General features: G+C 48.8%; 24 protein-coding genes. 13 read left to right on the top strand and 11 right to left on the bottom strand.

The window, feature by feature from the left end:
• Positions 1-8: 8 nt before the first annotated feature.
• From K2H17_RS03310 to holA, 5 genes are all read right to left on the bottom strand, one after another.
• Complete coding sequence (locus K2H17_RS03310) at positions 9-1,097, bottom strand: thioredoxin family protein (RefSeq protein WP_300131387.1); 1,089 nt, start codon at positions 1,095-1,097, stop codon at positions 9-11.
• 16 nt (positions 1,098-1,113) lie between these two features.
• Positions 1,114-2,532, bottom strand: a complete 1,419-nt coding sequence (locus K2H17_RS03305) for a RagB/SusD family nutrient uptake outer membrane protein (protein ID WP_300131385.1) — start codon at positions 2,530-2,532, stop codon at positions 1,114-1,116.
• 46 nt (positions 2,533-2,578) lie between these two features.
• Entirely contained in the window at positions 2,579-5,998 is a 3,420-nt protein-coding gene (locus K2H17_RS03300) for a SusC/RagA family TonB-linked outer membrane protein (protein ID WP_300131383.1), read from the bottom strand.
• Positions 5,999-6,287: 289 nt separating this feature from the next.
• Positions 6,288-8,033 (bottom strand): helix-turn-helix transcriptional regulator, encoded by a 1,746-nt coding sequence (locus K2H17_RS03295; protein WP_300131380.1) that lies wholly within the window; start codon positions 8,031-8,033, stop codon positions 6,288-6,290.
• 18 nt (positions 8,034-8,051) lie between these two features.
• Positions 8,052-9,086 carry a DNA polymerase III subunit delta gene (gene holA / locus K2H17_RS03290; RefSeq protein WP_300131377.1) on the bottom strand — a complete coding sequence of 345 codons (1,035 nt, stop codon included), beginning with the start codon at positions 9,084-9,086 and terminating at the stop codon, positions 8,052-8,054.
• 134 nt (positions 9,087-9,220) lie between these two features.
• Between holA and K2H17_RS03285 the strand changes: the two genes are divergently transcribed.
• Positions 9,221-9,703, top strand: a complete 483-nt coding sequence (locus K2H17_RS03285) for a type I restriction enzyme HsdR N-terminal domain-containing protein (protein WP_300131375.1) — start codon at positions 9,221-9,223, stop codon at positions 9,701-9,703.
• A 102-nt stretch (positions 9,704-9,805) separates the two neighbouring features.
• On the opposite strand, the gene dnaA is transcribed toward K2H17_RS03285, so the two are convergent.
• Together dnaA and K2H17_RS03275 are read right to left on the bottom strand one after the other, a co-directional pair.
• Entirely contained in the window at positions 9,806-11,194 is a 1,389-nt protein-coding gene (gene dnaA, locus K2H17_RS03280) for a chromosomal replication initiator protein DnaA (protein WP_300131372.1), read from the bottom strand.
• 440 nt (positions 11,195-11,634) lie between these two features.
• Entirely contained in the window at positions 11,635-12,342 is a 708-nt protein-coding gene (locus K2H17_RS03275) for a polyphenol oxidase family protein (protein WP_300131368.1), read from the bottom strand.
• Between the two features lie 194 nt (positions 12,343-12,536).
• On the opposite strand from K2H17_RS03275, the gene K2H17_RS03270 reads away from it, so the two are divergent.
• Positions 12,537-13,460, top strand: a complete 924-nt coding sequence (locus K2H17_RS03270) for a DMT family transporter (protein ID WP_300131367.1) — start codon at positions 12,537-12,539, stop codon at positions 13,458-13,460.
• Here the strand turns inward: K2H17_RS03270 and K2H17_RS03265 are convergent.
• Entirely contained in the window at positions 13,450-13,896 is a 447-nt protein-coding gene (locus K2H17_RS03265) for an energy transducer TonB (protein ID WP_300131364.1), read from the bottom strand. The genes K2H17_RS03270 and K2H17_RS03265 overlap by 11 nt on opposite strands.
• 156 nt (positions 13,897-14,052) lie before the next feature.
• Here K2H17_RS03265 and porQ point away from each other — a divergent pair, with 156 nt between their 5' ends.
• From porQ to K2H17_RS03210, 11 genes are all read left to right on the top strand, one after another.
• Positions 14,053-15,108: a type IX secretion system protein PorQ gene (gene porQ / locus K2H17_RS03260; RefSeq protein ID WP_300131362.1), complete on the top strand. Its 1,056-nt coding sequence runs from the start codon at positions 14,053-14,055 to the stop codon at positions 15,106-15,108.
• Positions 15,098-15,790 carry a (d)CMP kinase gene (gene cmk / locus K2H17_RS03255; RefSeq protein WP_300131360.1) on the top strand — a complete coding sequence of 231 codons (693 nt, stop codon included), beginning with the start codon at positions 15,098-15,100 and terminating at the stop codon, positions 15,788-15,790. The genes porQ and cmk overlap by 11 nt, the downstream gene beginning before the upstream one ends.
• A 45-nt stretch (positions 15,791-15,835) precedes the next feature.
• A complete protein-coding gene (locus tag K2H17_RS03250) occupies positions 15,836-16,708 on the top strand; it encodes a 4-hydroxy-3-methylbut-2-enyl diphosphate reductase (protein ID WP_300131357.1) in 873 nt (290 codons plus the stop codon).
• Positions 16,701-17,201 (top strand): 3'-5' exonuclease, encoded by a 501-nt coding sequence (locus tag K2H17_RS03245; RefSeq protein ID WP_300131355.1) that lies wholly within the window; start codon positions 16,701-16,703, stop codon positions 17,199-17,201. Before K2H17_RS03250 ends, K2H17_RS03245 begins: the two co-directional genes overlap by 8 nt.
• On the top strand, positions 17,198-17,545 hold the full coding sequence (locus K2H17_RS03240; RefSeq protein ID WP_300131353.1) for a hypothetical protein: 348 nt from the start codon (positions 17,198-17,200) through the stop codon (positions 17,543-17,545). The genes K2H17_RS03245 and K2H17_RS03240 overlap by 4 nt, the downstream gene beginning before the upstream one ends.
• Positions 17,546-17,656: 111 nt before the next feature.
• The gene (gene thrC / locus K2H17_RS03235) at positions 17,657-18,973 is read left to right on the top strand and encodes a threonine synthase (protein ID WP_300131351.1); all 1,317 of its coding nucleotides are present in this window, start codon (positions 17,657-17,659) and stop codon (positions 18,971-18,973) included.
• A 99-nt stretch (positions 18,974-19,072) separates the two neighbouring features.
• On the top strand, positions 19,073-19,438 hold the full coding sequence (locus tag K2H17_RS03230; protein WP_300131349.1) for a hypothetical protein: 366 nt from the start codon (positions 19,073-19,075) through the stop codon (positions 19,436-19,438).
• 42 nt (positions 19,439-19,480) lie between these two features.
• Entirely contained in the window at positions 19,481-20,017 is a 537-nt protein-coding gene (locus tag K2H17_RS03225) for a 1-acyl-sn-glycerol-3-phosphate acyltransferase (RefSeq protein WP_300131346.1), read from the top strand.
• Between the two features lie 23 nt (positions 20,018-20,040).
• Positions 20,041-20,838, top strand: a complete 798-nt coding sequence (locus tag K2H17_RS03220; RefSeq protein WP_300131344.1) for a nitrilase-related carbon-nitrogen hydrolase — start codon at positions 20,041-20,043, stop codon at positions 20,836-20,838.
• Positions 20,839-20,997: 159 nt separating this feature from the next.
• Positions 20,998-21,150, top strand: a complete 153-nt coding sequence (locus K2H17_RS03215) for a hypothetical protein (protein ID WP_300131341.1) — start codon at positions 20,998-21,000, stop codon at positions 21,148-21,150.
• Between the two features lie 147 nt (positions 21,151-21,297).
• The gene (locus tag K2H17_RS03210; RefSeq protein ID WP_300131338.1) at positions 21,298-21,762 is read left to right on the top strand and encodes a hypothetical protein; all 465 of its coding nucleotides are present in this window, start codon (positions 21,298-21,300) and stop codon (positions 21,760-21,762) included.
• Between the two features lie 162 nt (positions 21,763-21,924).
• Here K2H17_RS03210 and K2H17_RS03205 read toward each other — a convergent pair whose 3' ends face one another.
• The 3 genes from K2H17_RS03205 to K2H17_RS03195 form a co-directional block, all read right to left on the bottom strand.
• Positions 21,925-23,067 (bottom strand): DUF4062 domain-containing protein, encoded by a 1,143-nt coding sequence (locus tag K2H17_RS03205; protein ID WP_300131336.1) that lies wholly within the window; start codon positions 23,065-23,067, stop codon positions 21,925-21,927.
• A gap of 148 nt (positions 23,068-23,215) precedes the next feature.
• On the bottom strand, positions 23,216-23,899 hold the full coding sequence (locus K2H17_RS03200; RefSeq protein ID WP_300131333.1) for a response regulator transcription factor: 684 nt from the start codon (positions 23,897-23,899) through the stop codon (positions 23,216-23,218).
• On the bottom strand, positions 23,889-25,307 hold the full coding sequence (locus tag K2H17_RS03195; RefSeq protein WP_300131330.1) for a HAMP domain-containing sensor histidine kinase: 1,419 nt from the start codon (positions 25,305-25,307) through the stop codon (positions 23,889-23,891). Before K2H17_RS03195 ends, K2H17_RS03200 begins: the two co-directional genes overlap by 11 nt.
• Positions 25,308-25,492: the final 185 nt, after the last annotated feature.

Here is a 25,492-nt window from a genome sequence, read left to right as displayed (position 1 = left end):
ACTTATTATTACTTTTCAAGCTGGTAAATCGCCATTGCCGCCGTATAGACGCCCTGGCTTGACATTGATCCGATATATTTGCGGATAAAGGCTGAGATGGCTTTTTTCTGCTCCGGAGTTTCCGTCTTGAAGATTTCGCTCACACCGGAAACAAGGCTCGACTGCGCATCATCGTCAAGCGAGGAAAAATTCTCGTCGCAATATGCAAGATAGGCAGCATCGTCAGACTGAGCCCGTTTCTCGATGAAGCGGAACATTCCGGCAAAGTCATCTGAATAACCAAGGTCGGCAGACTCTTTCTTAAAGAGGTCATAAGCTGAACGATTGGCCTGATCGGCAAGATGATTTCCGGAAAGATAGCGATAGGCTTCCTGGCGGTAAAGAATGGCGATCATCTTCTTTACATCCTCGCGCAGTGATTCATCGAAAGCATTGACGTTGTCGCACATGAATTTCAGTCTCGGATTAGAATAATCATAGGTGTAGTTGGTGAACATCAATGCGTTTTCGGGCTTTACGCGGTCGGCATCGGAGAGGGAGTTGAAATATTCATCAATTACCTCCTGGCTCTGGCGGATTCCTTCCTGATATGAACGGTTGCTCTCCATAAGATTACGGGCATAGGCAAAGACGAGTCTGCCGTTGCGCTCTCCTGCCAGATAGCGTTCTTTCACGCGTTCGGGATTCATATCAGGATCCTTGAGGGCATCGACTGCCGCAATGAAGTCCTTGCCTTCCTTGTAACCGGCAAATGAGCCGAGGGCGTTGCCGTCTGTATCTGTCACAATCAGGGTCGGGTATGCGGTGACCTTAAATTTTTTTGCGAGATCAGCGCCTTCCTTTTCGGCATCAAGCTTGATACATACGTAGTTGCTGTTCATATAGTCGCCCACTTCCTTTGTCGGAAAGACGTTGGCGGCAAGACGCTTGCACGGACCGCACCATGAGGTGTAGAAGTCGATGAATACTTTCTTTCCTTCGGCTTTGGCAGCTGTCAAAGCCTCCTCAAATGAAATGTGGCGGAATTCAGTCTGTGCGGCACCTGTCAGGGCAAAGCCAAGGCAGAGGGCCGAACTCAGGAAAAATCTTTTCAACATGGTATTTAGAAGTTATTTAATAGTTCTGAGTCAGCGATTTATTATGTTTGGTCGCGTTCATCGGGAAGGGGAACACCCAGATGGGCGAATCGGGCGAGAGGGAGTAGGTTCCGAGTCCGAGCGAGGTGAGATCGCGGACAATTGTGGCCTTGTAGGCCTCTTCCGAGTTCCAGCGCTTGCGGTCAAAGAAGTTTTCGAAAGTCTTGATGAACTCGAAACGCTTGCTGTCCTGGAGGAGCTTCATGGCCTCGGCTTCGGTCAGACCGGTCTTGTCAGCGTAGATTTCAGGATCTTCGATGCGCGAGGCACGGACCTTGTCAATCTGAGCAAGGCCTTCGGATATCTGTCCTGAACGGATCAGACACTCGGCCTTGATGTAATACATGGACTCCGAACGAAGGCCCCAGACGTTACAACGGGCATCACCGATGTTTGACTGGAGACAGCCTTCAGGGACTGTGGGATAAGGCGTGCCCCAGGCGGGGTCCATGTATGGTTCGGCAACATAATATTTGAACACGTAGTCATTCGGGTCGATGCAGGCAGCGACTTCGGGCGAAATCACGTAGCCATACAAGTCGCCGAGGTTGGAATTGTCTGAATAAATCAGATAGTAGTTGCTCGGACAATCGTAGTCAAGAATCCAGTTTCCTGTGGTTTTGACAGCAGAGCGGCTTTCGAGACGGCCGTTGATTTTCAGCGCGAGATCGGCATAGCGGAGAGCCTCGTCATAGCGTTTCATCTGGAAGAGCACACGGGCACGGACACCGTAGCCGAAATCGAGGCCGCAACGGCAGACGTTGTCGACACTGGTCGGGACAAGGTTTTCAAGGACCTTATCCGAGCAATCTTCGAGAATGCGCTCATAGGTCTTTTTGAGACTGAGTTTCGTTTTCTCCTCGGCGGAATTGGTATTGTCGACATAGGGGATTCCGCCAAGCACGTCGGCCTCGGCCTCGTCATACTGCCGGGCATACATTCCGACAAGGAGGAAGTGATACCAGGCACGACGCACACGGGCTTCGGCTACGAACTGGTCTTTCTTCTGAGCGGTTCCGCCATCGGCGCCGGGCACCTTGGAGATCACCGTATTCATATAATTTATTTTCTGATAAAGGTCGTTGTAACGGTAATCGTCATCTGTAAGGTCGGCCCGGTCAATGCTTTCGTCATAAGTGAAATAGGCATAGCGGAGACTGTTGTCATTGCCGATATAGTCGGCGACACCGTTCCAGGGGCGATAGGTGTTGTTGCAGATGACATCCAGATCAAAATAGTCATTGCCAGACCACAGATATGGCAGCCCATTGAGAAGAGTCTCAAGTTCATCGACTGTACTGAGGGTTGAGGAACCGTAGGGTTTTATGTCGAGTTTGTCGTCACAGGATGTGAGCAACATCGCAGCGGACGCAAGTGTCAGTAATATCTTTTTCATTGTTGTGTGGCTTTTTAGATTTTAACTCTTGTTTTTAAACAAGCTCTTAAAGATTGAACATGAGGCTCATCGTGTAGCTGCGCGGAGTTTTATCCATGTGGCGTCCGGAGGAGAGATTATAGGCTTCGGGGTCGATTCCCAAGCCGTTGCGCGCCCATGTCGCGATATTGTTCATCTGAAGACGGAGACGGAGATCGTTGAGACCGATTCTTCTGCAAAGTTTCTGATCAAAATTGTAGCTGAGGATCAGGCTGCGGAACTTCATGTAGTCGGCATGCTTGACAGCGGTGTTACGGATTTCTCCGGTCTTGATGTTGCTGCCGTTTTTGGTTGACATATAGCCGTTGGCGGGAACCTCATCACCGTTCCAGTAGCGGAGAAGGTCGCGAGAGAAGGATGCGTCACCGAAAACACCCTTGTAGCCGGCAGTTCCGGCTGTGGAGCTTGACCATGCGTCATTGTCGGTGCGCATATAGTGGCCGCCGTAGAAGGCAAGCATAGCAGAGAGGGAGAAGCCGTTCCATCTGATTTCAGGAGTCAGAGAGCCGGAGATTTTCGGAGTGGTCGTGCCTGAGAAGATGACATCGTCCATTGTGAAGGTCGAGCTTGAGGTCGAAGTGGTCTGGACTTCGCCGTTTTTGTCATACCATCCGACAAAGATTGTGCCGTCCTTGTCAACAAGACCTGCATAGTCGATCGAGAAGAGAGAGTTGAGGGGATAGCCCTTGTGATAGGTCATGCCGAGAAATTCGCTTGCCGAGGCAGGATAGCGGCGGAGGTCGGTCACCTTATTGTTGTTGTAGGCGATGTTGAATCCGAGATTGATACCGATGTCTTTGCGACGGCGTGCGGGAAGGATCTGGCCATCGAGCTGAAGCTCGATACCTGTATTGGTCATCTTGGCGCTGTTGATGGTCTGGGTGGTCCAGCCGGTGGTCGGGTCAAGTTCGGCTGAGGTCAGGATGTCGGAACTGTTTTTGCGGTAGAAGTCTAATGTACCGGCGAGACGGTAACCCAAGACGGCGAAGTCGATACCGGCATTCCATGTGGCTGTCTTTTCCCAACGGAGCTGGTCGTTAGGGGGTGTATTAAGAGTGCCTTGCAGATTGCCGAACTGGTTAGTGGCCATGCTTGCGGTAAGATAGGATGACACGGAGTTATCAATGTTACCGGTCAGACCGTAGCTGGCACGGAGTTTCAGGACATTGAGCCAGGTGACGGGGCGGAGGAAACGTTCATTGTGGGCGTTCCATGAGGCACCGACTGACCAGAGGGGCTTGCCGCGGAACTTGGGGTCGGTTCCGAACATGTCGGCCTTGTCGACACGGTAGCTGCCTGAAACAGAATAGCGGCTGTCATAGACATAGTTGCCTGTGAAGTAGTAGGAGTAGTAGCGGTGCAGAGTTTCCGAAGTCCTGAAACTTATGGGTGCACCATAGGGAGTATAGTTCGAGCCCATCACTCCGACGGTCGGCTTGTTGATATATTCCCAGTTGGTGATCATGTTGAGGTTCGAACTGGTCTGGCGGTCATAACCGTAGTAGCCACCCTGTTTCATAGAGGAATGAGTCTGACGGTATTCGAAACCGGCGAGGAAGTCGATGGCGTGAACGCCGAGGAATTCGCGGTTGTAGCGGGTCTGCGCACGGAATGTATAGTACTGGCTTTGTGTGGTGCTCTCGCTCAGCGCATCGCCGTCAGGAATATTGTGGATTGTCTTGTTGATGGTGACAGGATCCTTGTAGAAATGGTCTGGATCGCCGTCCCAGCTGCCGAAGTCCCAATTAAAGGGATCGTCGGTGTCAACCCATTCGGTCACGGACGAAGTGGTTGTGTAGCGGTTGTAAAGGCTGCGCATGAACTGCGAGTCCTTGCTGTACTGAGTGCTGCTGGTGGAGAAAATATCCTCATACTGGAACTGAGCCTGGGCAGTCCATCCGGTTACGGGAAGGCGGAAAAGCGCAAGAACATTGGTGCGCACATTGGTGTAACGATACTTGCTTGTGTTGTAGCCTTTGTTAATCTCATCGGCAACATTATAGGTCACATCCTTAAGTTCATAATCAGGATTGTTGAGCACTTCCTCGCCGGGATAGATGTCGGCCTCCATGCGCGCAAGGGTACCGTCGGCGTTGTACATCGACTGATATGCGAGGAAAGAGTTGATGTTGCCGTAGCTTCCGAGCGCATGGCTCTTGTTACGGTTGTTGAGCACATTGATACTGAAATTGAGGTCCATCCAGGGAGCCACCTTGAGATCGCCGAGATATTTGAGCGCGAGCGATGAGGAATCGTAGCCCTTGACTCCGCCGTTGTCGCCGTTCCAATTGACAACGATGTTCGAAGAGAGGACTTTTCCATTGACACGCAGGGCGAGGTTGTACTGCTGAGAAACCTGAGTGCGGTCGTGGACTTTCTGATACTCCTTGCGGTAGTCGTTACGGCTCCACTGGTCGAAGGTGCGGTTCATCTCCTCGTCACTGATGTTGCCACGGTTGTTTTCGAGAAGCACACGCATCACCTGTGTAAGCTCATTGGCTTTGCCGCGGTCAAGAAGATTGAAGTTGTCCTGTATGCTCTGAGGGTTGTTTTTGAGCATGGCATCGAAATTGTATTTTTCGAGCTGAATCAGGTCGGCAGCCGAAGCCCAGTTGTAGTTGTCGTAGTTCATCTTCTCGCTGATCTGGAAATCGGCGTTGAAGTCAATGCTGAGTTTCTGAGCTTTAGCTTTCTTGCTTGTGATGACAATCACACCATTGGAAGCGCGGGCACCGTAGATCGAAGCTGCCGCAGCGTCCTTGAGGATAGTGATGTTTTCAATATCGTAGGGGTTGATCGTGTTCATGCCGCCTTCGATCGGAAGTCCGTCGACAACAACGAGGGGCGACTCCTTGGCGTTGAACGTGCTTTTGCCTCGGATTGTGATGGCGTTTTCGTCTTTAGAACTGGACTTCGGATCGAAAACCACACCGGGGACTCTACCTTCAAGATTTGAGGTGATGTTGCCGGTATAACGTTTGTCAATATCCTCGGCACGGATTATCTGATAGGAACCGGTCGCGTTTTCACGCTTGATGTTCTGATAGCCCGTCACGACTACTTCCTCCATCATATTGGGGACCGCTTTCATCACAATGCGGATATAATTGCAATTTTTATCAACCCTGACTTGTTTTGTCTTCATGCCGACGTAGGAAAACACCAATGTCGGATTTGCTTTGTGGCAAAGCAAGGTGAAATTGCCGTCCATGTCGGTTGAAGTGCCCTCGGAGGTGCCTTCAATCATCACCGTGGCTCCGGGTAGCGGTTCTTCGTTTTCGTCAAGTACTGTTCCTGAGATGGTGTTGCTCTGAATTTTATCTATGCTCGCGGTCACAGACGTGGATTTTTTAGCCTGTGCATCCGCCATTGCCGGCACGGAAAGAGCCAATGAGGCAGTCAGGAAGTATAGGATTGGTTTAAACATAAGGTAAAGTATTTTGAGGGTGACTGGTTTTACTTTAAAGTTTTGACTCTATACAAAAAATGGAATACAAATGATTAGTTTTACGACATTGTTGTCAATCGCAAATATAGGCATATCAACAGCATAATCACAAATAGAATATTTCCTGAAACGTAAATTTTGAAAGAACAGGAAAAACATTCCGCCGGAATCCGGCCAACAGGACACACTGACAATACCAAATTATTTTGGCCATGGATTTCAAAAGCAGGTGGACGAGGGTAAGACGTCAGGCGAATGGGTAAGCAGATCAGATCTCTTTCAGTTTGGCCCGATAACGCGCAGGAGTCATGCCGGTGACAGACTGGAAGGTCGAATAGAATGTGGAAAGCGCACTGAAACCGACATCGGAACAGATCTGCTTCAACGGGAGATTGGCCTCAATGTCAGAAATGCGGGCTATGGCCTCGCGGATACGGTAGTCGTTGACAAGCTGTGTGAATGTCTTGCCGGTCGATTCATTTATGGCTCTGGAAAGATATGTGCGGTTTGTACCGAGTTTCTCGGCCATGCCGCCCACGGTGATTGTCGGATCACAGAACAATTTCTGCTCCATCATCATGGCGGTAAAGCTCTTCATGAGTTCACCGGCCTTATTCTCGACAAAAGTCTGCAAAGGCGGCGTCTCGACATGTGTTTTCTGATTCCTGCAACTTTCAAGCTGCTCAAGAAGGAGCTGTTCACGGCTGATGTATTCACGATTCTGGGAAACGATCGCCCGATAGAGACGGTCTTTTTTCCGATAATTTATATAGGTCAGCACCAGCAACAAGGCAACGGCTGCGACACAGATAAACAGAACTATCAGTTTGTGGCGCGTAGAAAGGAGCTCCATGCGCTGTTCGTCGATCAGCCGCTCGTTTGAATAGACTTCATGACGGACTCTGCTTTCATGCAACGCGCGCTCACGGCTGAGATTGAAAATGCTGTCCTGATAAGCAATATAGTCCAGACTACGATCAAGAGCCTTGGCATAGTCGCCGGCAGCACGATAGCTGTAAACAAGTTCTTTCAGAATTTCGGCGGAATGGACTTTCATCTCCGAGGTGCCGGTATGGTCAAGGCCGTATTCAAGTACATTTATCGCCGATGCTATATGATTGTCACGGCGCAGGAGACGGGCGTAGGAAAGATATGTGGCAGACACACCGGACGCATCGCAATTGTCAAAGTTTTCCATTGCCGTTGCATAAATCCGGTAGGCTTCTTCGAAATTCCCTCGCTTGGCAGCCAGTTCACCTTTGAGCAGATAGGGACTTCCATCTCCGCCGAATCCGCCTTCGCGGTGAAGCTGCTCGATCTCTCCGATGAGCGCCTCCACCCGGTCAAGACTGTCAGCCAAAAGGCAGAAGTGAGCCAAGGCATATTTGGCATAATAAAGAGGAATTGGTTCGCCTCGCTTTTCAGCCATCTCATGAGACTGTTCAGCGAGTTTCTTTCCGGAAATATCACGCATCATCAGATAGGCTCCTGACAGATTCGACAGTATTATTCCGTAGCGGCGGGTGTCATTTATGGCCTTGGCATTTTCAAGCGCATCATAATAATATGATGTCGCGGAATAGACATCACTGTTCACAAACAGATAGTAGGCGCCCAAACTATTGTTGATCGACAGCATGGCATCCTGGTTGTGTGTATTTGTCGCTATCAGACGGGCTTCTTCCAGTTTGCGGAATGATTCGGCGGGATTTTCCTCAAGCGAAGAGGCCGCCATTCCGATAAGCCCATACAGCTCGCAGAAGTCCCTGTCGCCTGTGGCCTTGGCCATGTCAAGCAGTCGTTTCGAATACCTTTTGGACTCTCCGTAATTGCCCATTGACATGTAGAGAAAGGCGACATCCTTGATAGCCTCCTTGTCGTCAGGGTGCTCGTCGAGGTATTTCAGACGCGACTCCAAAGAATCCGCAATATCAGCCCGCAATGGAATAGAGAACACCAATGCGAAAAGCCAACAGAGGCATACGAGACTGTATTTACGCAAAAACGGATTCATGTCATCTGAAAAAGTTTTTTACCTGATGAAACCGCGGGCGGTCAGAATGTGGAAGATAAGGTCTTTGAGGAGGTCATATTCGTTCTGGCGCGAACCTATGCCTTTGCTGCGGGTGTCAAACTCACGTATGGCGGAAATGATTTCAATTGTCTGCCGGACGTTGTAGCTACGGGCTGCGGTCTCGTAGGTCTTGAGCGCCCAGGGCGAACGAAGGCCGAGGGCATCCATGTAGCCGCTCTGGGATTTGTCGCGCGTATAGTGATAGATAAGCAGATTGGAGAACTGGTTGAACAGCGAGGCAACGGTCATCACCGTCGGGTTGTTTTTCGGATTGTTTCTGAAATACTCGATTATGGTGAATGCCTTTGAGGCATTGCGCGCATTTATGGCGTCGACCAGTTCGAAATTGTTGTAGTCCTTGGAAATACCGATGTTGCGCTCGATAGCTTCCGGAGTGATCATAGCGCCGGGGCCGAGAATCAGAGCGAGTTTGTCGATTTCGTTATAGAGACGCGAGAGGTCGACACCGATATAGTCGCGCAACATCGAAAGGGCTTTCGGATCGACATTGAGTTTCTTTTCCTTGATCAGATCCGAGATGACCGGCAGAACATTGCGCTCGCTCAGGCGCTTGGATTCGAATATGACGCCGTTTTTCTTAACTGCGGCGAGCAGCTCTTTGCCTTTGGCCTGAGCACCTCGGCAGGAAATGACCAGAATCGTGGTCGGATTGGGCTGCGCCACATAATTGTGAAGTTTGTTGAGAATATCGGCACGCACTGCCTGGGCCTCCTTGAGGATGACCACCTGGCGCTCCGCCATCATCGGGTAGCGATGACAGACATCCATCACTGTCTCCACTCCGGATTCCGGGCCATAGAGAGTGTAGAGGTTGAAATCTCTCTCCTCTTCCGGAATCAGATTTTCAAAATCCTTGACAAGTTCATCTATATAATAGCCTTCTTCTCCATGAAGCAGATAGACCGGAGAAAGCGAAACTTTCGCGGCAAGCTGACGTCTGAGTTCTGAAAATGTCGGAGTTGCTGAGGCCATGAACTTTATGGATATGATGGTTTTATATGGCAAATTTACGTAATGTATGTGAAAAAGCAAAGAAAAATCGTCGGCCCGCAGCAATTAAAGTCGTTTATTTGCTAATTTTGCACCTCTTTAGCCACTGACACATCATGAAAGAAACAGCCAGACCGTCATCACCGCTACAAGCGCTCAACCTTCCGCCTGCCCCGCTCAGACTGCGCCACGGCGAGAAAGGTGACGAAATCTATGATCCACTACGCGGAAAATGGCTTGTGCTGACTCCTGAAGAATGGGTGAGGCAGAATTTTACGTCGTGGCTCATCGAGTCTTTCGGCTACCCGGCAGGTCTTATGGCCAACGAAATCGCCGTGACGCTTAACGGCACAAGCAAACGCTGCGACACGGTGGTCTACAACCGTGCGGCCCGACCGATAATGATCGTGGAATACAAGGCGCCTCACATCGTCATCACCCAAAAGGTGTTCGAACAGATAGCCCGATATAACATTGTGCTGAAAGTGAAATATCTGATTGTCTCAAACGGGCTGCACCATTATTGCTGTGTGCTTGACGAGACAAGCGGCAAATATAAATTTCTCAAGGAAATCCCCCATTACGATTCTTTGGTCTGACCAGCCGCAGCCACACACCGGAATCCATTGTTTCAGCACTCCCCTACCCGACATAAAAAACAGACACAGAGCAATGCGCCCTGTGTCGTTCAGTCTATGAGATCAGACGGACAGAAGTTCGCTTTCGATCTTTGCCACGTCGTCCTGAAGTTTCTTTTCAAGAGGCATGCGCTCATCAATAAGGCGACAGGCATAAAGCACTGTGGCATGTGTGCGGCCAAGACGGGTTCCGATAGCCTTAAGAGGCATTTTGGTGTGTTTCTTGGCGAGATACATGACCATCTGACGAGCGTCGGAGACTTCACGCTTGCGTGATTTGGTGAAGATCTGGTCAGCCTCGATATTGTAGAAGGTGCTGACCTGACGGGCGATGGTCTCGAAGTTGACCGTACGCTTGTTGAGCTTGACAGAGTTGGAAAGCACACGACGGGCAAGTTCGACGGAAATATCCTTGTCAAGGAAGGTAGCATGCGCGAGAAGCGACACTACAACGCCTTCAAGTTCACGGATGCTTTCGGTTACATTGGAAGCGATGAAATCCATCACCTCTCTTGGGAGCGAAAGTCCGTCGCGAAGCGACTTCTGCGTCAGCACGTCGCGGCGCAGATCAAGGTCCGGCTTCTCAAGCTGGGCTGTCATACCCGATTTGAATCGGGAGAGCAAGCGGTCCTGCATGCCTTCCATCTGAGACGGACAGCAGTCACTCGACATGATCAGCTGACGGTGGTTCTGCTTGAGGTGGTTGAAGATATGATAGAAAGTCTTCTGAGTCTTGTCCTTGCCGATGAAATCCTGAATATCATCAATGATCAGGGTGTCGATACTCTGATAGAAGTTGATGAACTCATTGACCTTGCTTCGCTGGACTGCGGCGGTATACTGGCTCTCAAAAAGGCGCGCTGTGATGTAAAGCACACGTGCACGGGGGTTGCGTTCCTTGATACGGATGCCGATGGCCTGGATCAGGTGGGTCTTGCCGACACCACAAGGGCCGAATACGAAAAGCGGGTTGAATGTCTGAAGTTTCGGATCGTTGGCTATCGCCTCGCCGATCGAGCGGGCCACTTTATTGCTGTCGCTGATGCAGTAGTTCTCGAAAGTGTAGTCAGGATTAAGCTGCGAATCAATATCCTCTACAATCTGTTCCTTGAACGGGTTTGAAGTGGCACCGGGCATAGGCTTCACCGCAGTACTGGGGTGGGCACTGCCAACGGAAATTTTGCTTGACGGATCATCGGCTACAATCGGATACTCGTAGATCAGCCGGATCGACGGGCCGAAAACTCGTTTAAGAGTCTTGCCGAGAACGTTGATGTAACGCTCCTCAAGTTGCTCTGCGAAGAACTCCGTAGGACAGTAAATGGTCAAAACATCATTCTCAACCCGCAGGAATGTCAGCGGGCTGAACCAGGATTTGAATTGTTCTGCCGGGATAATGTCGCGAATTATCTCAAGACATTTGTCCCATTTTTTAGAGTATTCTTCTTGCATTTTCAATCTAATGATAAGCGCACATCAGGAAAGCGATTAAGCATAGGAGAAATGTGTTGGCTGATTGGCTGGAAACTTCGGTTAACTGATGGAGCGCAGTTGGATTCGCGTCAACTTCTGAATGCAAATTTCCAACTTTTTTTCTTCAAAATCAAATCGCTTTTTATTTGGAAGTTTCAAACAAGTTATACAACACTGAATTTCAGATACTTACCACCATTTTAACGCCTCCATCCGAGCAACCGCCCGCACCAAGCATATATAAGATTGCAAATCAGCATATTACCACACAAAACAGTACCCTTCGGAGACTCCGGAAGCTTCGGATTTCAAAACGCAAACTCATTGAAATTCGGCAGTCTGAAAAATATTGATCTCGGCGACAAGACTTTGCCTTATTTAGAATCATTATAAATAAGAATTCACATCCGGGCACAAGCCTATTTCAACATTACGAACGTAAAATTACGTCCGGATTCAATCCCTGAATCGCGCGCGGAAAAATATCTGTCAGGGTGACATCTGGTGCAGATATCAGGCCGAAACGGTACTATTCGTTCCGGCGCAACGCCAAGCTCAATCAGCTGACCGGCAACGAATGAGGGCAGATCGACATGAGGTTTCGGCCACTGCGGACACCTGACCACGCATTCTTCCGGAAAAAAGGCAGCGACCTCCTCCCCTACCTCGAAACAATCACAGCAGATCGCAGGTCCAAAAAAGGCCCTTATACCATCGGTCTGCGCGCCCTGCCGAAGCATTTCCTCAAACAGATTTCGGACAACTCCGCCGACCGCCCCACGCCATCCGGCATGGGCCACTCCGGCCACTCCGGACTCACCGTCGACAAGCACAAGCGGGACACAATCGGCAGTCGAAACTCCGACAGCCACTCCCCGCAATCTCGTCACAAGAGCATCAACACCTTCCAGCGATGACTTCGAGACCGGAATCCTATCAATGATGCATACACGCGAAGAGTGGGTCTGACGCGGAACAATCAGGGCTTCGTCAGCAATCCCAAGCTCTCCGGCAAGCAGACGCCGAGAAGCAGCGACATGCTCAGGATCATCACCGGTATAGTGACACGGATTGAAATCCGAATATGCCGATGACGAAGCATCCGTTGCCCCTCGCGAGGTAAACATTACCTCACAATGAGCATCGGAAAATACCTTAGAGAGCCATTGAGACTTTGACGCAGAAGCCGACATATACCTGGAATTTACATTTTATGAGACCGAGCAAGTCCCAAATTGGCACATGGGCTTGTCTATCTCTCTATTTTATGATAATTTTGCGCGATTTTTCGGACGCAAAGTTACATAATATTATTTTAATCATGAGTGAATTCCGCTTGAAAGGTCATCTAGCAATGTTAGGCGCCAATGCGATGTGGGGCATAATGGCGCCGGTGGCAAAACTTGTAATGGCAGCCGGGATAGTCAGTCCGCTGTTGCTGACCAATTTCCGCATCTTCGGGGCCGCGATTCTGTTTTGGATCGCATCGCTTTTCACTCCGCGGCAGCATGTTGCGCCGCGAGATCTTCTTTTGCTCGCAGGCGCCGGCCTTCTGGGCATCGTGTGCAATCAGGGATGCTATGTGTTCGGCGTAGGCTTCACATCTCCGGGCGAAGCATCAATCATCACTACGACAATGCCCATCTGGGTAATGCTTCTCGCCGCAGTCATACTGAAAGAACCGATCACATGGAAAAAGGCCGGAGGCATCGCTCTCGGAGGTTCCGGCGCACTGATGCTTGTGCTCGGCAGCAGCGGAGCCGGAATGAAAGGAGACAACCCTGTCCTGGGCGACATACTTGTGCTTACCGCACAGTTGAGCTATGCGCTCTACCTCACTTTTTACAGAAACTTCATAAAGAAATACTCCGTTTTCACGCTGATGAAGTGGATGTTCACCTTCGCAGCCGTAACAATCACCCCGATCTCCGTCAGGGAGTGGCTCGGCACATCGTGGAGCGAAGTGTCAGCGACTGAAATGGCCGGCATAGGCTATATTGTCGTCGTTGCAACCTTCATTGCATATATCTGCACGATGATCGGACAGAAAAACCTGCGTCCGACACTGGTCGGAATGTACAATTACGTGCAACCGATCGTGGCCTCTGTGATCGGCGTATGCCTTGGGCTTGACCGCTTCACGCCGCTGAAAATAGCGGCAGTGGCCCTGATTTTCTCAGGCGTCTATCTTGTGACGATCAGCCGGGCGGCTACGGCTGATGACAGCGACAAGATCAAATCCTGAAAGAAATCGGCAGAATATAGTAGACCGGCACAAGAGAATCAGACAAAACGCCGGCATTCCACTTCGGCATATTGGAAATGATCCTCACAGCCTCGCGGTCAAGCGACTTCTCAACACCACGGATGACAGAAATATGCGATATGGAGCCGTCTTCATTAACAACAAAACTACAAAGAACGCGCCCCTCTATGCCCTCACGATAAGCTTGTGAGGGATAGCGGCGCTCTTTGTTGATAAAACGCACCATTGCGCCATCGCCACCTGGAAACTGCGGATGAACATCAACACAATCGTATTCATAGACATCAACACAAACAGGCTCGACACGGGCACGTGAGACATTGGCGATATGCCTTGGCTGCTGCGCCGCTGAATGGACAGCGGCACCAGCCAAAAGAGGATAAAGGAGAATTGAGCGGAGTAGAGTTTTCGGCATACAAAAACAGCTAATGTGACAACACAAAATTATAATGCGGAAAGCCTCAATGCAAGTATTTTGAGATTGATTACAATTGTTTTTGTTTTGTTGACATTTTAACCGTCATATAATAATACAAGCGCCCGCGCGTTATTTATTTGAAGATTTCATGTCATGACATTACCCCGCCCAACATATCCACAGCAAACGCTTGACGGATTTTCACGTCTCATAGCCGTCTTTGCGCTTATCCTCTCTGCCACCCTCCTTGCAAGAGCGCAGGACAGTTCTCCGGCCTACCGCTTTCTGGAACTCCCGTCCTCGACACTTGCCTATGGCCTTGGCGGGATCAACATCACCGCTATCGAGGATGACATCAACAGCATAGACCAGAATCCCGGACTCTTAGGTCCGGAAATCGACATGCAGCTCGGCGTGAACTACATGCGCTATGTGGGCGAGAGCAACTTCGCAGGAGTGAAATTCGGACACAGCGCAGGCGAACACGGCGCATGGGCCGCAGGGATCCAGTATTTCGGCTACGGCACAATACGCGGCGCCGATGTCAACGGAGTCCTGACAGGCGACTTTTCACCAAAAGACATGGTGTTCAACGCCATGTATGCCCACGACATCACCGACCGCTGGCGCGGCGGCATAAACCTCAAGTTTGTCTATTCAAGCTATGACGCATACTCGGCTATGGCTGTGGCAACAGACCTTGGCGTCAACTATTTCAATCCGGAAAACAACTTTTCGTTCTCAGCTGTGGTCTCGAATCTCGGCGGTCAGGTGAAGCGCTTTCAGGATTCATACGACCGGCTCCCGATCGATGTGCGTCTCGGCATTTCAAAATCCTTCGGCTCGCTCCCGATCACATGGTCAGTAACTGCATGGAATCTCACCCAATGGCATCTGCCGTTTTATGACAATGGTGACGGATCCGAGTCCGGAGATCCGGAAATCAAAGACAGTTTCGCCTCCAACCTCTTCCGCCATCTGATTTTCGCTGCCGATTTCATCCCAAGCGAAAAATTCCACATCGGAATCGGCTACAATTACAAAACCCGCACCGACATGGCCACATATAAGCGCAGCTTACTCTCCGGATTCTCGGTCTGCGCGGGTCTGAATGTCAGAAATTTCGGAGTCGGAGTAGCCCTTGCCCAACCCCACACCGGCGCCACTACAATAATGTTGAACTTATCCACAAAACTATATGAATTCTAATAAACTCATCATAGCCATCGACGGCTACTCATCGTCCGGCAAAAGCACAATGGCCCGTCGTCTGGCCAAGACAATCGGCTACCGCTATATTGATTCAGGTGCAATGTACAGGGCAGTGACTCTCTACGCAATGAGAAATTCACTGATCGCCGCTGACGGCACGATCGACGTCGCCGCCCTTGTCTGCGCCCTACCCGAAATCAACATTGATTTCAAAGTCACTCCGGAAGGTCAGCGCACAATGCTCAACGGACAGGATGTCGAAGACGAGATCCGCACACTCGAAGTATCCAGCCATGTCTCCCCGATCGCGACAATCGCCGAGGTACGCCACACCCTTGTGAGTATGCAGCAGGAAATGGGCCAAAGCAAAGGAATCGTCATGGACGGACGCGACATCGGCACTGTCGTCTTCCCTCAGGCCGAAATCAAGGTCTTCTGCAACGCTTCGGCTGAAAAGCGCGCCGAACGCCGCTTCAAGGAACTCAAAGAAAAAGGACAGGAGATCACCTATGACGAAGTACTCGCCAACGTGGTCAGCCGCGACCATATCGACGAAACAAGATCCGAAGGACCTCTCCGCTGCGCCGAAGATGCTGTCAAACTTGACAATTCGGCCATGACAATCGAAGAGCAGGACCAATGGCTTCTTGATTTGTTCAACAGCCACGCGGCAATCTGAGAAAGCCCCGCCACATATATATTATATATAGCGAGAATTTGCCTGATGAAAAAATCTCCGGTAATTGAAATCGATGCCCGCTCCGGATTCTGTCATGGAGTGGTGACTGCCATAAAAAAAGCAGAGGAGGAACTCGACCGCCTTGCCGAACCTCTTTACTGCCTCGGCGACATTGTCCACAACAGCGACGAGGTTGAGCGCCTTGAGCAGAAAGGTCTGGCGACAATAACACATGAGGATCTCAACAGACTGCCTGGAGCAAGAGTGCTGCTTCGCGCTCATGGCGAACCGCCGTCAACCTATGAAATCGCCCGCGAAAAAGGGATTGAAATCATTGACGCGACATGTCCCGTGGTGCTCCAGCTGCAAAAACGCATCAAGCAGACCTATGACTCCACATCGCCCCGCCCCCAGATTGTCATTTACGGCAAAGCCGGACACGCTGAAGTCAACGGCCTTGTCGGACAGACCAACGGCGAGGCAATCGTGGTTGAAAACATCGGTCAGCTCGACCGGATTGACTTCAACCGCGACATAACTCTCTATTCACAGACCACAATGTCTCTTCAGGGCCTGGCTGAAATGGTCGGAGAGATAAACCGCCGAATTGCCGACGGTGTGAGGTTCGAGTATTTCGACACGATCTGCCGTCAGGTTGCAAACCGGGTGGAACATCTGCGCGAATTCGCCCGCGCACATGATGTGGTGCTCTTCGTCGCAGGAGCCAAAAGCAGCAACGGGAAAGTGCTCTATCATGAATGCCGCGATGTCAACGAACGGTCCTATCTGGTATCAAATCCGGCTGATTTCCGTCCGGAATGGATCAAAGATGCAGGAACGGTAGGAATCTGCGGCGCCACTTCAACCCCACGCTGGCTGATGGAAAAAGTCCGTGACAAAGTAGCCGAAAATGGATAACTTCATTGCCATTGATGTCGAGACCGCCAACGGAGAGCCGTCATCAATATGCGCAATAGGCGCCATCAAGGTCTCCGACGGGATCATCACCGACCGGTTCTATGAGCTTGTCAGACCGGAACCGGAATACTACTTCCGACATTTCACGCTCAATGTCCACGGGATCAGCCGAGAGGACACGAAAGACTCACGGGTCTTTTCGGAAGTATGGCGTGATGTCCACCGCTTCATCGGCGGCCTTCCGCTCGTGGCCCACAACAAGGCTTTTGACGAAAAGTGTATCCGTGCGGCCCACAGAGTCTATGGTATGGACTATCCCGACTATCCGTTCTTCTGCACCCTGACTGCCGCCCGCAAAAAAATTCCACGGCAGATGCTGAGTTCCTACTCACTGCCTTTCGTCTGCGAATTTCTCGGAATACCGTTCTACAACCACCACGATGCACTGGCCGATGCGGAAGGCTGTGCAAAAATAGCCATGACCCTATTATGAAAATTTCAACTCTGGCCATACTGAAACTCACCGCTCTGTCAATTGCGTGTCTGACCCTCTCAGTAACGACATCCTGCGGCAGTTCCGATGAAACGGCAAGGCAACAGACTGTTTCCGGTAAAGTTAAAGACAAAAAGGCCTATCACCTTGGCGAAGAACATGCCTGCAAACTTCTGGAGCAAGTTGCCGATGAAGACGCCGTCCAGGATGAGCTTCTGGAGATCAGAGCCCGAATAAGCAACATCGGCTCCAAACTCGGCGCACAGGCAGCGGCGGACTATGAACGCGGATTCACGGACTATATCCGTGCCAACAACGACTCTCTGGCACGACTGCTGTTTTAGCCCCACTCCAAAATTCGCCGTTTTCACTATTTTTAAATCCTCACGTTTGCAACTGCTCGCTTAGTTGCTTATCTTTGTTAATCAAGAATTATATCTTCTTTTATAATCATCATGCGATTTTACAGCACAAACCGACAAAGCAGCCAAGCCACGCTCGAAGAAGCTGTGATGACCGGTCTGCCGGCAGACGGCGGCCTTTATATGCCTGAGCGCATCCCGCTCATTCCACGTGCGTTTTTCAACAACATTGCCGAAATGTCGGTCCGCGACATCTCCTACGTCGTGGCCACCACCATGCTTGGCGATGACATTGATCCGGCGGAACTGAAAGATATTGTCTATAATACTTTCACCTTTGACATCCCTCTCCGCAGGATCTCCGAACGCATCAGCGTGCTTGAGCTTTTCCACGGACCTACACACGCCTTCAAAGATATCGGCGCCCGTTTCCTGGCCCGCATCATCAGCCACTATTCACGCAACCTCGGCAAGCCCGTGCATGTGCTCGTGGCGACCTCAGGCGACTCCGGAGGCGCTGTCGCAAGCGGATTCCACAGAGTCCCCGGAGTTGAGGTCTTCGTCCTCTACCCCGAACGCGGACTGTCGGCAAAACAGCGTCATCAGTTCACCTCTCTGGGTGACAACGTACACCCGATTGAGATTCTCGGCACCTTCGATGACTGCCAGCGGCTTGTCAAGGAAGCATTTGTAGACAAGGATCTGAGACGCAATCTCAATATCACATCCGCGAACTCCATTAACATCTGCCGCCTTCTGCCTCAGATGTTCTACTATTTTTACGCTTACAGCCAACTCGTCGGCCAGACCGACGGCAAGGCTGATCATGAAGGGATTGTGTTTTCCGTACCTTGCGGAAACCTCGGCAACCTGACCGCAGGACTCCTGGCCAGGAAAATGGGACTTCCGGTCAAGCGTTTTGTCGTAGCCAACAACAGCAACGACTCGTTCACCCGTTTTGTCAACAGTGGAAAATTCACCCCTGCACTCCCCCACCACACTCTCGCCTGCGCAATGGATGTCGGCAACCCGTCGAATCTGTCACGCATTGTCGATCTGTATGGAAACAACCACGAAGCGATCAGCGCCGACATGAAAGCTTATTCATATAACGATGAGGAGATCGCCGACTCGATGTCATACCTGCACACCTCTGCGGGCTACATATCGGATCCTCATGCCGCTACCGCCTACCGGGCTCTACACGAAGATCTGGCAGACGGAGAACAGGGCATTTTCCTCGCCACGGCCAATCCGGCAAAATTCGCTGAAACCGTAAACCGCATCCTCGGAACAAAGATAGAGAGTCCTGCGGCACTTAAGGAGAACCCGTCCGGCGCCCGTCATGATGTTCCCAAAATAACTCCATCGCTCCAGGCTCTGAAAAAAATCCTGATAAGCTCAACATAAATCAATACTTTTTTGTTAAATTTGCATAACAGCACCTTCTGGCCTCCATCGCCGGCTGGGCTGAAAAACGATTTGAATAACCCCAAAATAACATCTCTTATGGCTTCAAACAAACGTATCCTCAAGAAAGAAATCAGAATAATCTGCGGCGCTCTGGCAGGCGAATGTGTGATCGCGAAGATTACAGTTCCGGGAATTGATCCTGAAAAGCTCAACGAGATCATCTATGAACTCGCAGATCTTCAGTACAATGCTCTCAGCCGCGTAAACTTCGACTTCCCGCAGTCACCCAAGGCCTTTGCAACTGCCGCAGAATACAACAAAGCCCGTTCGGCCTACTTCAAAGCTGCTTACAAGAAACTCAAGGACGAATTCAACGCCCACGTAGAAGCAATCGTCAAAAAGATGAACGAAGCTCTTCCCCAGGCTCAGAAAGACGCCAACAAGGCAGCTCTCAAGGCTTAATAGAAACAAATAAGACATATCAAAAAACGTAGAAGAAAAGCCATGTCATTAAGCGGCACAATCCTACGACTCTTCGGCTGGAAGGTGGAGTGTAGCGTTCCGGATTATCCCAAATGTATAATCTGCGTCGCACCCCACACTTCCAACTGGGATTTCATACTCGGAAAACTTGCTTATTGGTCTCTCGGACGTCAGGCGGGATTCCTGATCAAGAAAGAATGGTTTTTCTTTCCGATGAACCTCGTATTCAAAGCCTTTGGCGGCATACCGGTAAACCGTGGCAAAGGATCGTCTTTAACCGAGACATTAATCCGGAAATTTCAGGAATCTGACAGAATGTCTGTCGCCATTACACCTGAAGGCACACGCGCCAGAGTGCAGCAATGGCACACCGGCTTCCTGCACATTGCCTACGGAGCAAAAATCCCGATTGTCCTCGGCGCCATTGATGCCGCGACAAAAACAATCCACCTGCAACAGACATTCTTCCCGACAGGCGACACCGAAGCCGACATGGAAGCTGTCAAAGCCTACTACAAGCAATTCACCGGTGTCAACCGTGACAATTTTTCTGTCTGAGTTCCGATTTGAGACAAAACACGATGATGAAGATCTGCGTCATTCCATTAGACATAAGCTATGCCGATGTTGAGAACAATCTCATTACTACGGCCCACCAGCTCAATCAGGTTGAGCCTGATACCGACATTGTCGTTTTGCCGGAACTGTTTACAACGTCATTCGTCCCGGATGCAAAAACCGTGGCAGATGTAGCTGAAACGAATGATGGCCGCACGGTGGAATCTCTGAAACGCTGGGCACAGTATTTCGGTTTCGCGATAGCAGGAAGTTTCCTCGCGACCGACAGTCAAGGCAATTATTACAACCGTGCCTTTTTCGTAGAACCGATGGGCGATGTCACTTTCACTGACAAACGCCACCTCTTCCCTCTTTCTAACGAACACACCGTCTATCACGCAGCCGACGAATTCCCCAGGACCATACGTTTCCGCGGATGGAACATCAGGATGATTGTCTGCTTTGATCTGCGCTTCCCGATATGGACCCGCAACCGTGCAGACGATCTCTATGATCTGCTTCTCGTCCCGTCGAACTGGCCGATTGTCCGTGTCACACCATACAAACTCCTTCTTGATTATGTTTCGGTTGAGAATGAGATCTACACCGTCGGCGCCAACCGCACCGGAACCGACAAGTTCGGCGAATATCCGGCCGGAATCTCATCAGTCTTCGACTGTCTTGGCGAGGAGATCAAGGAAACACGCCGCAACGGCCACATCTATGCCCTGCTTGATCTGAACATGCTTCAGGAAAACCGCAAACGCTTTCCGGCCTATCGCGCTGCGGATAAGTTCTCAATTGACTTGAAAACAGAATAATAAGACCTGTTGTCAGATCAATCTGTCCTGTCGTTTTCCATCAAACTATCGGACTCGCACCCTTTAACACGTTTTAACACAATCTGCAAAACCTTTTGCGAGCCGGGTTGTTATGTCTATTGAATACTATTTTGTATCTAACGTAATGACCAAAACACAATGGAATCTAAAGACAAATTTTCAACCGTACATGAAGAATTTTTCGGTAACATCGTAGGCACAATCGTTCAGAGCATAAAAACAATCGCTCCCCGTCAGCTTGACTTCGTTGCCGATTGGACAATCCCGACTCCCTTAGCTTCACACAGCTAAGGCAGAACCACAACACACAAGACCAACGCATGAAGAGCCAGTCCGCCACAGGACCGGCTCTTTTTATTTAAGCGTGATCCAAATCACACTTTTATACAAATTTTTTATCTAAATTTGCATCCAAACAATGACATCAAATTTCTTTCTATGAAAAGTTCGCTTACCAATCTCATCCTCACATTATTGTGTGCCATTGTCTGCACATCCTGCGAACGATCCGGATACTATGACTCTGATCAGAAAAACAGACTCTCCATGCTCACGTCTGTAAAATGGACCCAGCGCTGGACCGACAGATATGACCCTGAAAACCCGATAGATTACTACCAGACCTGGAGCTTTGACACCAAAGGCAAAGCCTCATTCACTCAGATCGGAACAGACCACGACGGAAAAGTTATATTGCGTGAGACACAATATTATGACTGGACTTTCACCACAGAAAATTTCGCTGTGATCTATCTCTTCAGCGGCACCTATGGTGAATCATTCTGGCTCATCGAAAAACTTACGGCAGAGAAACTCCGAGTGAAAGCAGCCAACCAGGATCCGGTCCTCTATCCGTCCGTACCACAGACAACTTTGACATTTGATGCAGAAGCAAGACAATAAATACAGCGTAGATTTTTGCAACACATAGTTTAAACGTATGAGAAAAGTAATTTTTGCTGTCCTATTCATGTTGTGCTTCGGTGCTGTCATCGCCAGCGCAGAGGTCACCCCTGCACAGCCTGCTCCGGGGATCCGAATTCAATAATATCCCCCATTAATGGATCAATCGCCATTCGCTCCATCTTCTTCCCCTACACCATTTTCATCATCTCTGATTTCTTTGATATAATCATCAAATTTAACAGGCCTATAACGTAAAGGGAGCAGGAAATGTTGTTCACTCTCTGCGATTGAATCAAAAACGCTCTCTTTTACCTCCTTCTTAAGAACTTTGAACTGATCCCATTTGGATGTATATATTTCAGATGAAACCCCTCTGTTTATATAAATCGTTTCATCCTCCTTTACAAAAATTTCCTCGCGCCGTCCGCGATGACTCAACATCGTCACGCGAATTATACCAAACTTTTTCATAAGGTCACCCCACGAAAGATCAGACATTACAAGGTCTCTAACATCGGGCACATTCATAGACAGACAGAATCTTATCAGACTTCTAAAATTCAATACGCCTTTCCCTATTTCTTTCCCGCTTTCTGTATTAATCGTTGAAAGAATCAGCGATTTTATTTCTTGAAGACTTTCTAAAAAACGATCATTCTGTTTCGCATTCGAAGTCCTGTTTCGGTCTTCCTGCAGCAAACGTTGCAACTGAGATGACCATTGTTTTCGAAGGATATTCTGAATATCTGAAATTTTAGAGAACTCAAAAATTGAATTATTATGATGGCGTAAACGCAGATAGTTGATAAATTTGAAGATATAGACAGCTGTGTCCTTTCTGTCAATTGAAGGAAAATCAATCTCATTTATGAATTCCTTGTCCTTATTCCGTTCATACAAATAATGATCCGCTATCACCTTGCAGTCAATAAAAGTATAAACCGGAATATTCATCTCGATTGCTTTCAATATCTCAAGTTGGGTAATCGAAACCTTATTTGGCTCACTAAGGAACTCCTGACTCTTTGACAATGATTTTAAAGATTCAAAATCCACCAAATCCAGAGCTGTCGGCACCCCTTTTCCCCCGAATCTCGAACCGATAATAAGCACAATGGCATCTGCATTACGGACCTCATTTATACAACTTTCATGAGTATGATCACGAGGATCAAAAAGGACATCATTATATTCACTCATTATAGGATCATGCCCCAAATTATGCAAAAACTCTCGGAGTTCCGCCCTGACAATACCTAAATCATAACATGTTGAAGAAACAAAAACCTTTAACGCAGCCATAGGACAATAAATTTCTCTGAAGTGGGTGATTGATTTATGCACAAATATACTAAATTCTTTCTATACTGCATAATATTCAAGATCCTATTCTGTAACCACATCAAAAAAATAATATCAATTCTTCACTACAAACTTAAACTCCGGCTTTTCAATCTTGGACTGTCAACATATACCCGAAGCCCCGTTGGTTGATAATGGAGATTGCCTGGTCATGGCATAATGCACGGCGAAGTTTGTGTATGTAGCCGTGGAGTGAGTTGCGGTTGCTTGGTTCGTCGCGCTGCCACACAGCAATCATCAGCTCGGAGGCATCGACCGTTTTCCCAATGCTGGTCGCCAACCTTTCAAGTATCTTAGCTTCGAAGTGTGACAACATCACACTTTGCCTTTCCAATGAAAGCGTCTGGGTTGTAACATTGAATATATACCGACCAATGAAAAATTTAATATCTTCACATCGGTTGACGTCGTGCCGGCGTAGCAGAGCCTTTATTCTCACTATAAGTTCTCGAAGCTCAAATGGTTTCTTAAGATAGTCATTAGCACCGATTTCAAAACCTTCTTCTACATCATCAATCGAGCTTTTGGCTGTGAGAAAGAGCAGCGGGACTGTCTGTGATAACTTCCTTATCTCCTTCGCCATAGAAAAGCCATCCATTTTAGGCATCATAACATCCGCAACGACTATGTCGCCGGCTTCGGTCTTGAATTTTTCAAGCCCTTCTATGCCATCGGCAGCCGTGACGACGTCATAGCCCTGTCCGCGCAGAGTGTCGGCGACAATCAGCGTCAGGTCTTCCTCATCTTCTACAAACAGTATCTTATTGCTCATCTTTGCTGAATTTAATAGTGAACACTGAGCCTTCTCCCTCTGTGCTTTTTACCTCAATAGCCCAGCCCATTCTGTCGAGAATACTCTTTACATAATATAACCCGATGCCATAACCTCGGACATCCTGACGGTTGCCATGTGGAACTCGGTAAAACTTATTGAACAGATATGGAATCGACTTCGAGGGGATACCGATGCCGTTATCACTAACCGAAAGGTTTTTATTGTCACCCATAATGGTTATCACAACGCTGTCACCGGAGTATTTGATTGCATTGTCGATCAAATTGTTCAGAATATTTGCCAGATGTGTCTTATCTGCTTCTATCGAAACACAGTCATCTACATTCACATCAATGGTTATATCCTTCTCGCCTCTCATACGCTGGGCGGCTGCAATTTCATCTACAAAAGGATGTAATTGCATTTCCTCCGGTTTGAGTTTCATTGTCTTACGACGTTCCATACTCATTGCCAATATATTCTCGACAAGTTCACCAAGCCGTTTCAACTGTTTGTTGGCAATATTCAGGTATGTTACCTTTTTTTGCGTGTCGTTGGCGGTGTCGTAATTAAGCAAAGCATCATTGGCGGAATATGCTATCGCAATCGGCGTTTTCAGCTCATGGGTCATATTGCTGACAAAATCATCTTTCATTTCTTCGATAGTTCGCAGTCGTGACACCGTCCTGAACAAATACCAGAAAGCAAGAGAAAAGGCAATCATCAGAAGAAAAATCGTAACGATAATTCCAATCATCTGCGAAAGAATATGGCGGGTCAGTGGTGTCATATATGCCTTATAATATATTCCCTCGTCAGGATTGATATTGAAGCTGAATGAATCTAATCCTGATTCTTCGTTGAATTTGGGATTGCCGCAAATAACGGAATCGTTGCTGTTGACAACTTCCACACATAAAAAATCAGGATATATGAACCTATTGGAAAGTTGAATGTATAAAACACTATCCATCACTGCCATATCTAAAGGTATGTATTTATCCATTATCTTATGAAATTGCCTGCTCATAGCGTCAACCATCTGATTGGAATAGGTAGAGTTTTCTGACAGCACCGCCCGTTCCTCAACTACCTTCCCGTCTGCTTCGGTTCTAATCGAGATAAGTTGACCGTTTTCATCTCGATATGTTGTTGCCTCAGCTTGTTTTGGCGCTTGTGCTTCCTTGATTTCTTCCTGTACCTGTACATTTGATGCCAATGCCTGCGCCCTTCCTGCCCGATACATAAGGTCATCAATGTCTGCATCGGCTAAAGCGGTCATTACCTCGCGTTCCACATTTGCCTTTATTGAATTGTAAAGGTTTACAAGATAAAAGATATTACAAGCGAAAATCGCGGCAATGACAACTATGAAGGTGGTTGATATGGTCTTAAAGAGTTTCATAACGCAAATTTACTAATAATCCGTCATACAATCGGTTAGCATACATCCGATTTAAGACTAAATAAGGTTGAGGATTGCAGATATAGATCCATACTCCTGTAATTTTGCATTAGTAGTGGTGCGATAAAAATCCAACCACTGCGATTAATATATTAGTATTTAGTCAAATACAAGAGTACATTGAT

Origin of the sequence: Duncaniella sp., from assembly GCF_029054785.1 — a bacterium.
Taxonomy (GTDB): Bacteria; Bacteroidota; Bacteroidia; order Bacteroidales; family Muribaculaceae; genus Duncaniella.
The sequence above is the reverse complement of the archived record's forward strand: the minus strand, read 5'-3'. Positions and strand labels throughout refer to the sequence as shown.

Coding starts and splice junctions, on each gene's coding strand:
- K2H17_RS03310 (WP_300131387.1), bottom strand. CDS start 1,097: ATGTTGAAAAGATTTTTCCTGAGTTCGGCCCTCTGCCTTGGCTTTGCC.
- K2H17_RS03305 (WP_300131385.1), bottom strand. CDS start 2,532: ATGAAAAAGATATTACTGACACTTGCGTCCGCTGCGATGTTGCTCACA.
- K2H17_RS03300 (WP_300131383.1), bottom strand. CDS start 5,998: ATGTTTAAACCAATCCTATACTTCCTGACTGCCTCATTGGCTCTTTCC.
- K2H17_RS03295 (WP_300131380.1), bottom strand. CDS start 8,033: ATGAATCCGTTTTTGCGTAAATACAGTCTCGTATGCCTCTGTTGGCTT.
- holA (WP_300131377.1), bottom strand. CDS start 9,086: ATGGCCTCAGCAACTCCGACATTTTCAGAACTCAGACGTCAGCTTGCC.
- K2H17_RS03285 (WP_300131375.1), top strand. CDS start 9,221: ATGAAAGAAACAGCCAGACCGTCATCACCGCTACAAGCGCTCAACCTT.
- dnaA (WP_300131372.1), bottom strand. CDS start 11,194: ATGCAAGAAGAATACTCTAAAAAATGGGACAAATGTCTTGAGATAATT.
- K2H17_RS03275 (WP_300131368.1), bottom strand. CDS start 12,342: ATGTTTACCTCGCGAGGGGCAACGGATGCTTCGTCATCGGCATATTCG.
- K2H17_RS03270 (WP_300131367.1), top strand. CDS start 12,537: ATGAGTGAATTCCGCTTGAAAGGTCATCTAGCAATGTTAGGCGCCAAT.
- K2H17_RS03265 (WP_300131364.1), bottom strand. CDS start 13,896: ATGCCGAAAACTCTACTCCGCTCAATTCTCCTTTATCCTCTTTTGGCT.
- porQ (WP_300131362.1), top strand. CDS start 14,053: ATGACATTACCCCGCCCAACATATCCACAGCAAACGCTTGACGGATTT.
- cmk (WP_300131360.1), top strand. CDS start 15,098: ATGAATTCTAATAAACTCATCATAGCCATCGACGGCTACTCATCGTCC.
- K2H17_RS03250 (WP_300131357.1), top strand. CDS start 15,836: ATGAAAAAATCTCCGGTAATTGAAATCGATGCCCGCTCCGGATTCTGT.
- K2H17_RS03245 (WP_300131355.1), top strand. CDS start 16,701: ATGGATAACTTCATTGCCATTGATGTCGAGACCGCCAACGGAGAGCCG.
- K2H17_RS03240 (WP_300131353.1), top strand. CDS start 17,198: ATGAAAATTTCAACTCTGGCCATACTGAAACTCACCGCTCTGTCAATT.
- thrC (WP_300131351.1), top strand. CDS start 17,657: ATGCGATTTTACAGCACAAACCGACAAAGCAGCCAAGCCACGCTCGAA.
- K2H17_RS03230 (WP_300131349.1), top strand. CDS start 19,073: ATGGCTTCAAACAAACGTATCCTCAAGAAAGAAATCAGAATAATCTGC.
- K2H17_RS03225 (WP_300131346.1), top strand. CDS start 19,481: ATGTCATTAAGCGGCACAATCCTACGACTCTTCGGCTGGAAGGTGGAG.
- K2H17_RS03220 (WP_300131344.1), top strand. CDS start 20,041: ATGATGAAGATCTGCGTCATTCCATTAGACATAAGCTATGCCGATGTT.
- K2H17_RS03215 (WP_300131341.1), top strand. CDS start 20,998: ATGGAATCTAAAGACAAATTTTCAACCGTACATGAAGAATTTTTCGGT.
- K2H17_RS03210 (WP_300131338.1), top strand. CDS start 21,298: ATGAAAAGTTCGCTTACCAATCTCATCCTCACATTATTGTGTGCCATT.
- K2H17_RS03205 (WP_300131336.1), bottom strand. CDS start 23,067: ATGGCTGCGTTAAAGGTTTTTGTTTCTTCAACATGTTATGATTTAGGT.
- K2H17_RS03200 (WP_300131333.1), bottom strand. CDS start 23,899: ATGAGCAATAAGATACTGTTTGTAGAAGATGAGGAAGACCTGACGCTG.
- K2H17_RS03195 (WP_300131330.1), bottom strand. CDS start 25,307: ATGAAACTCTTTAAGACCATATCAACCACCTTCATAGTTGTCATTGCC.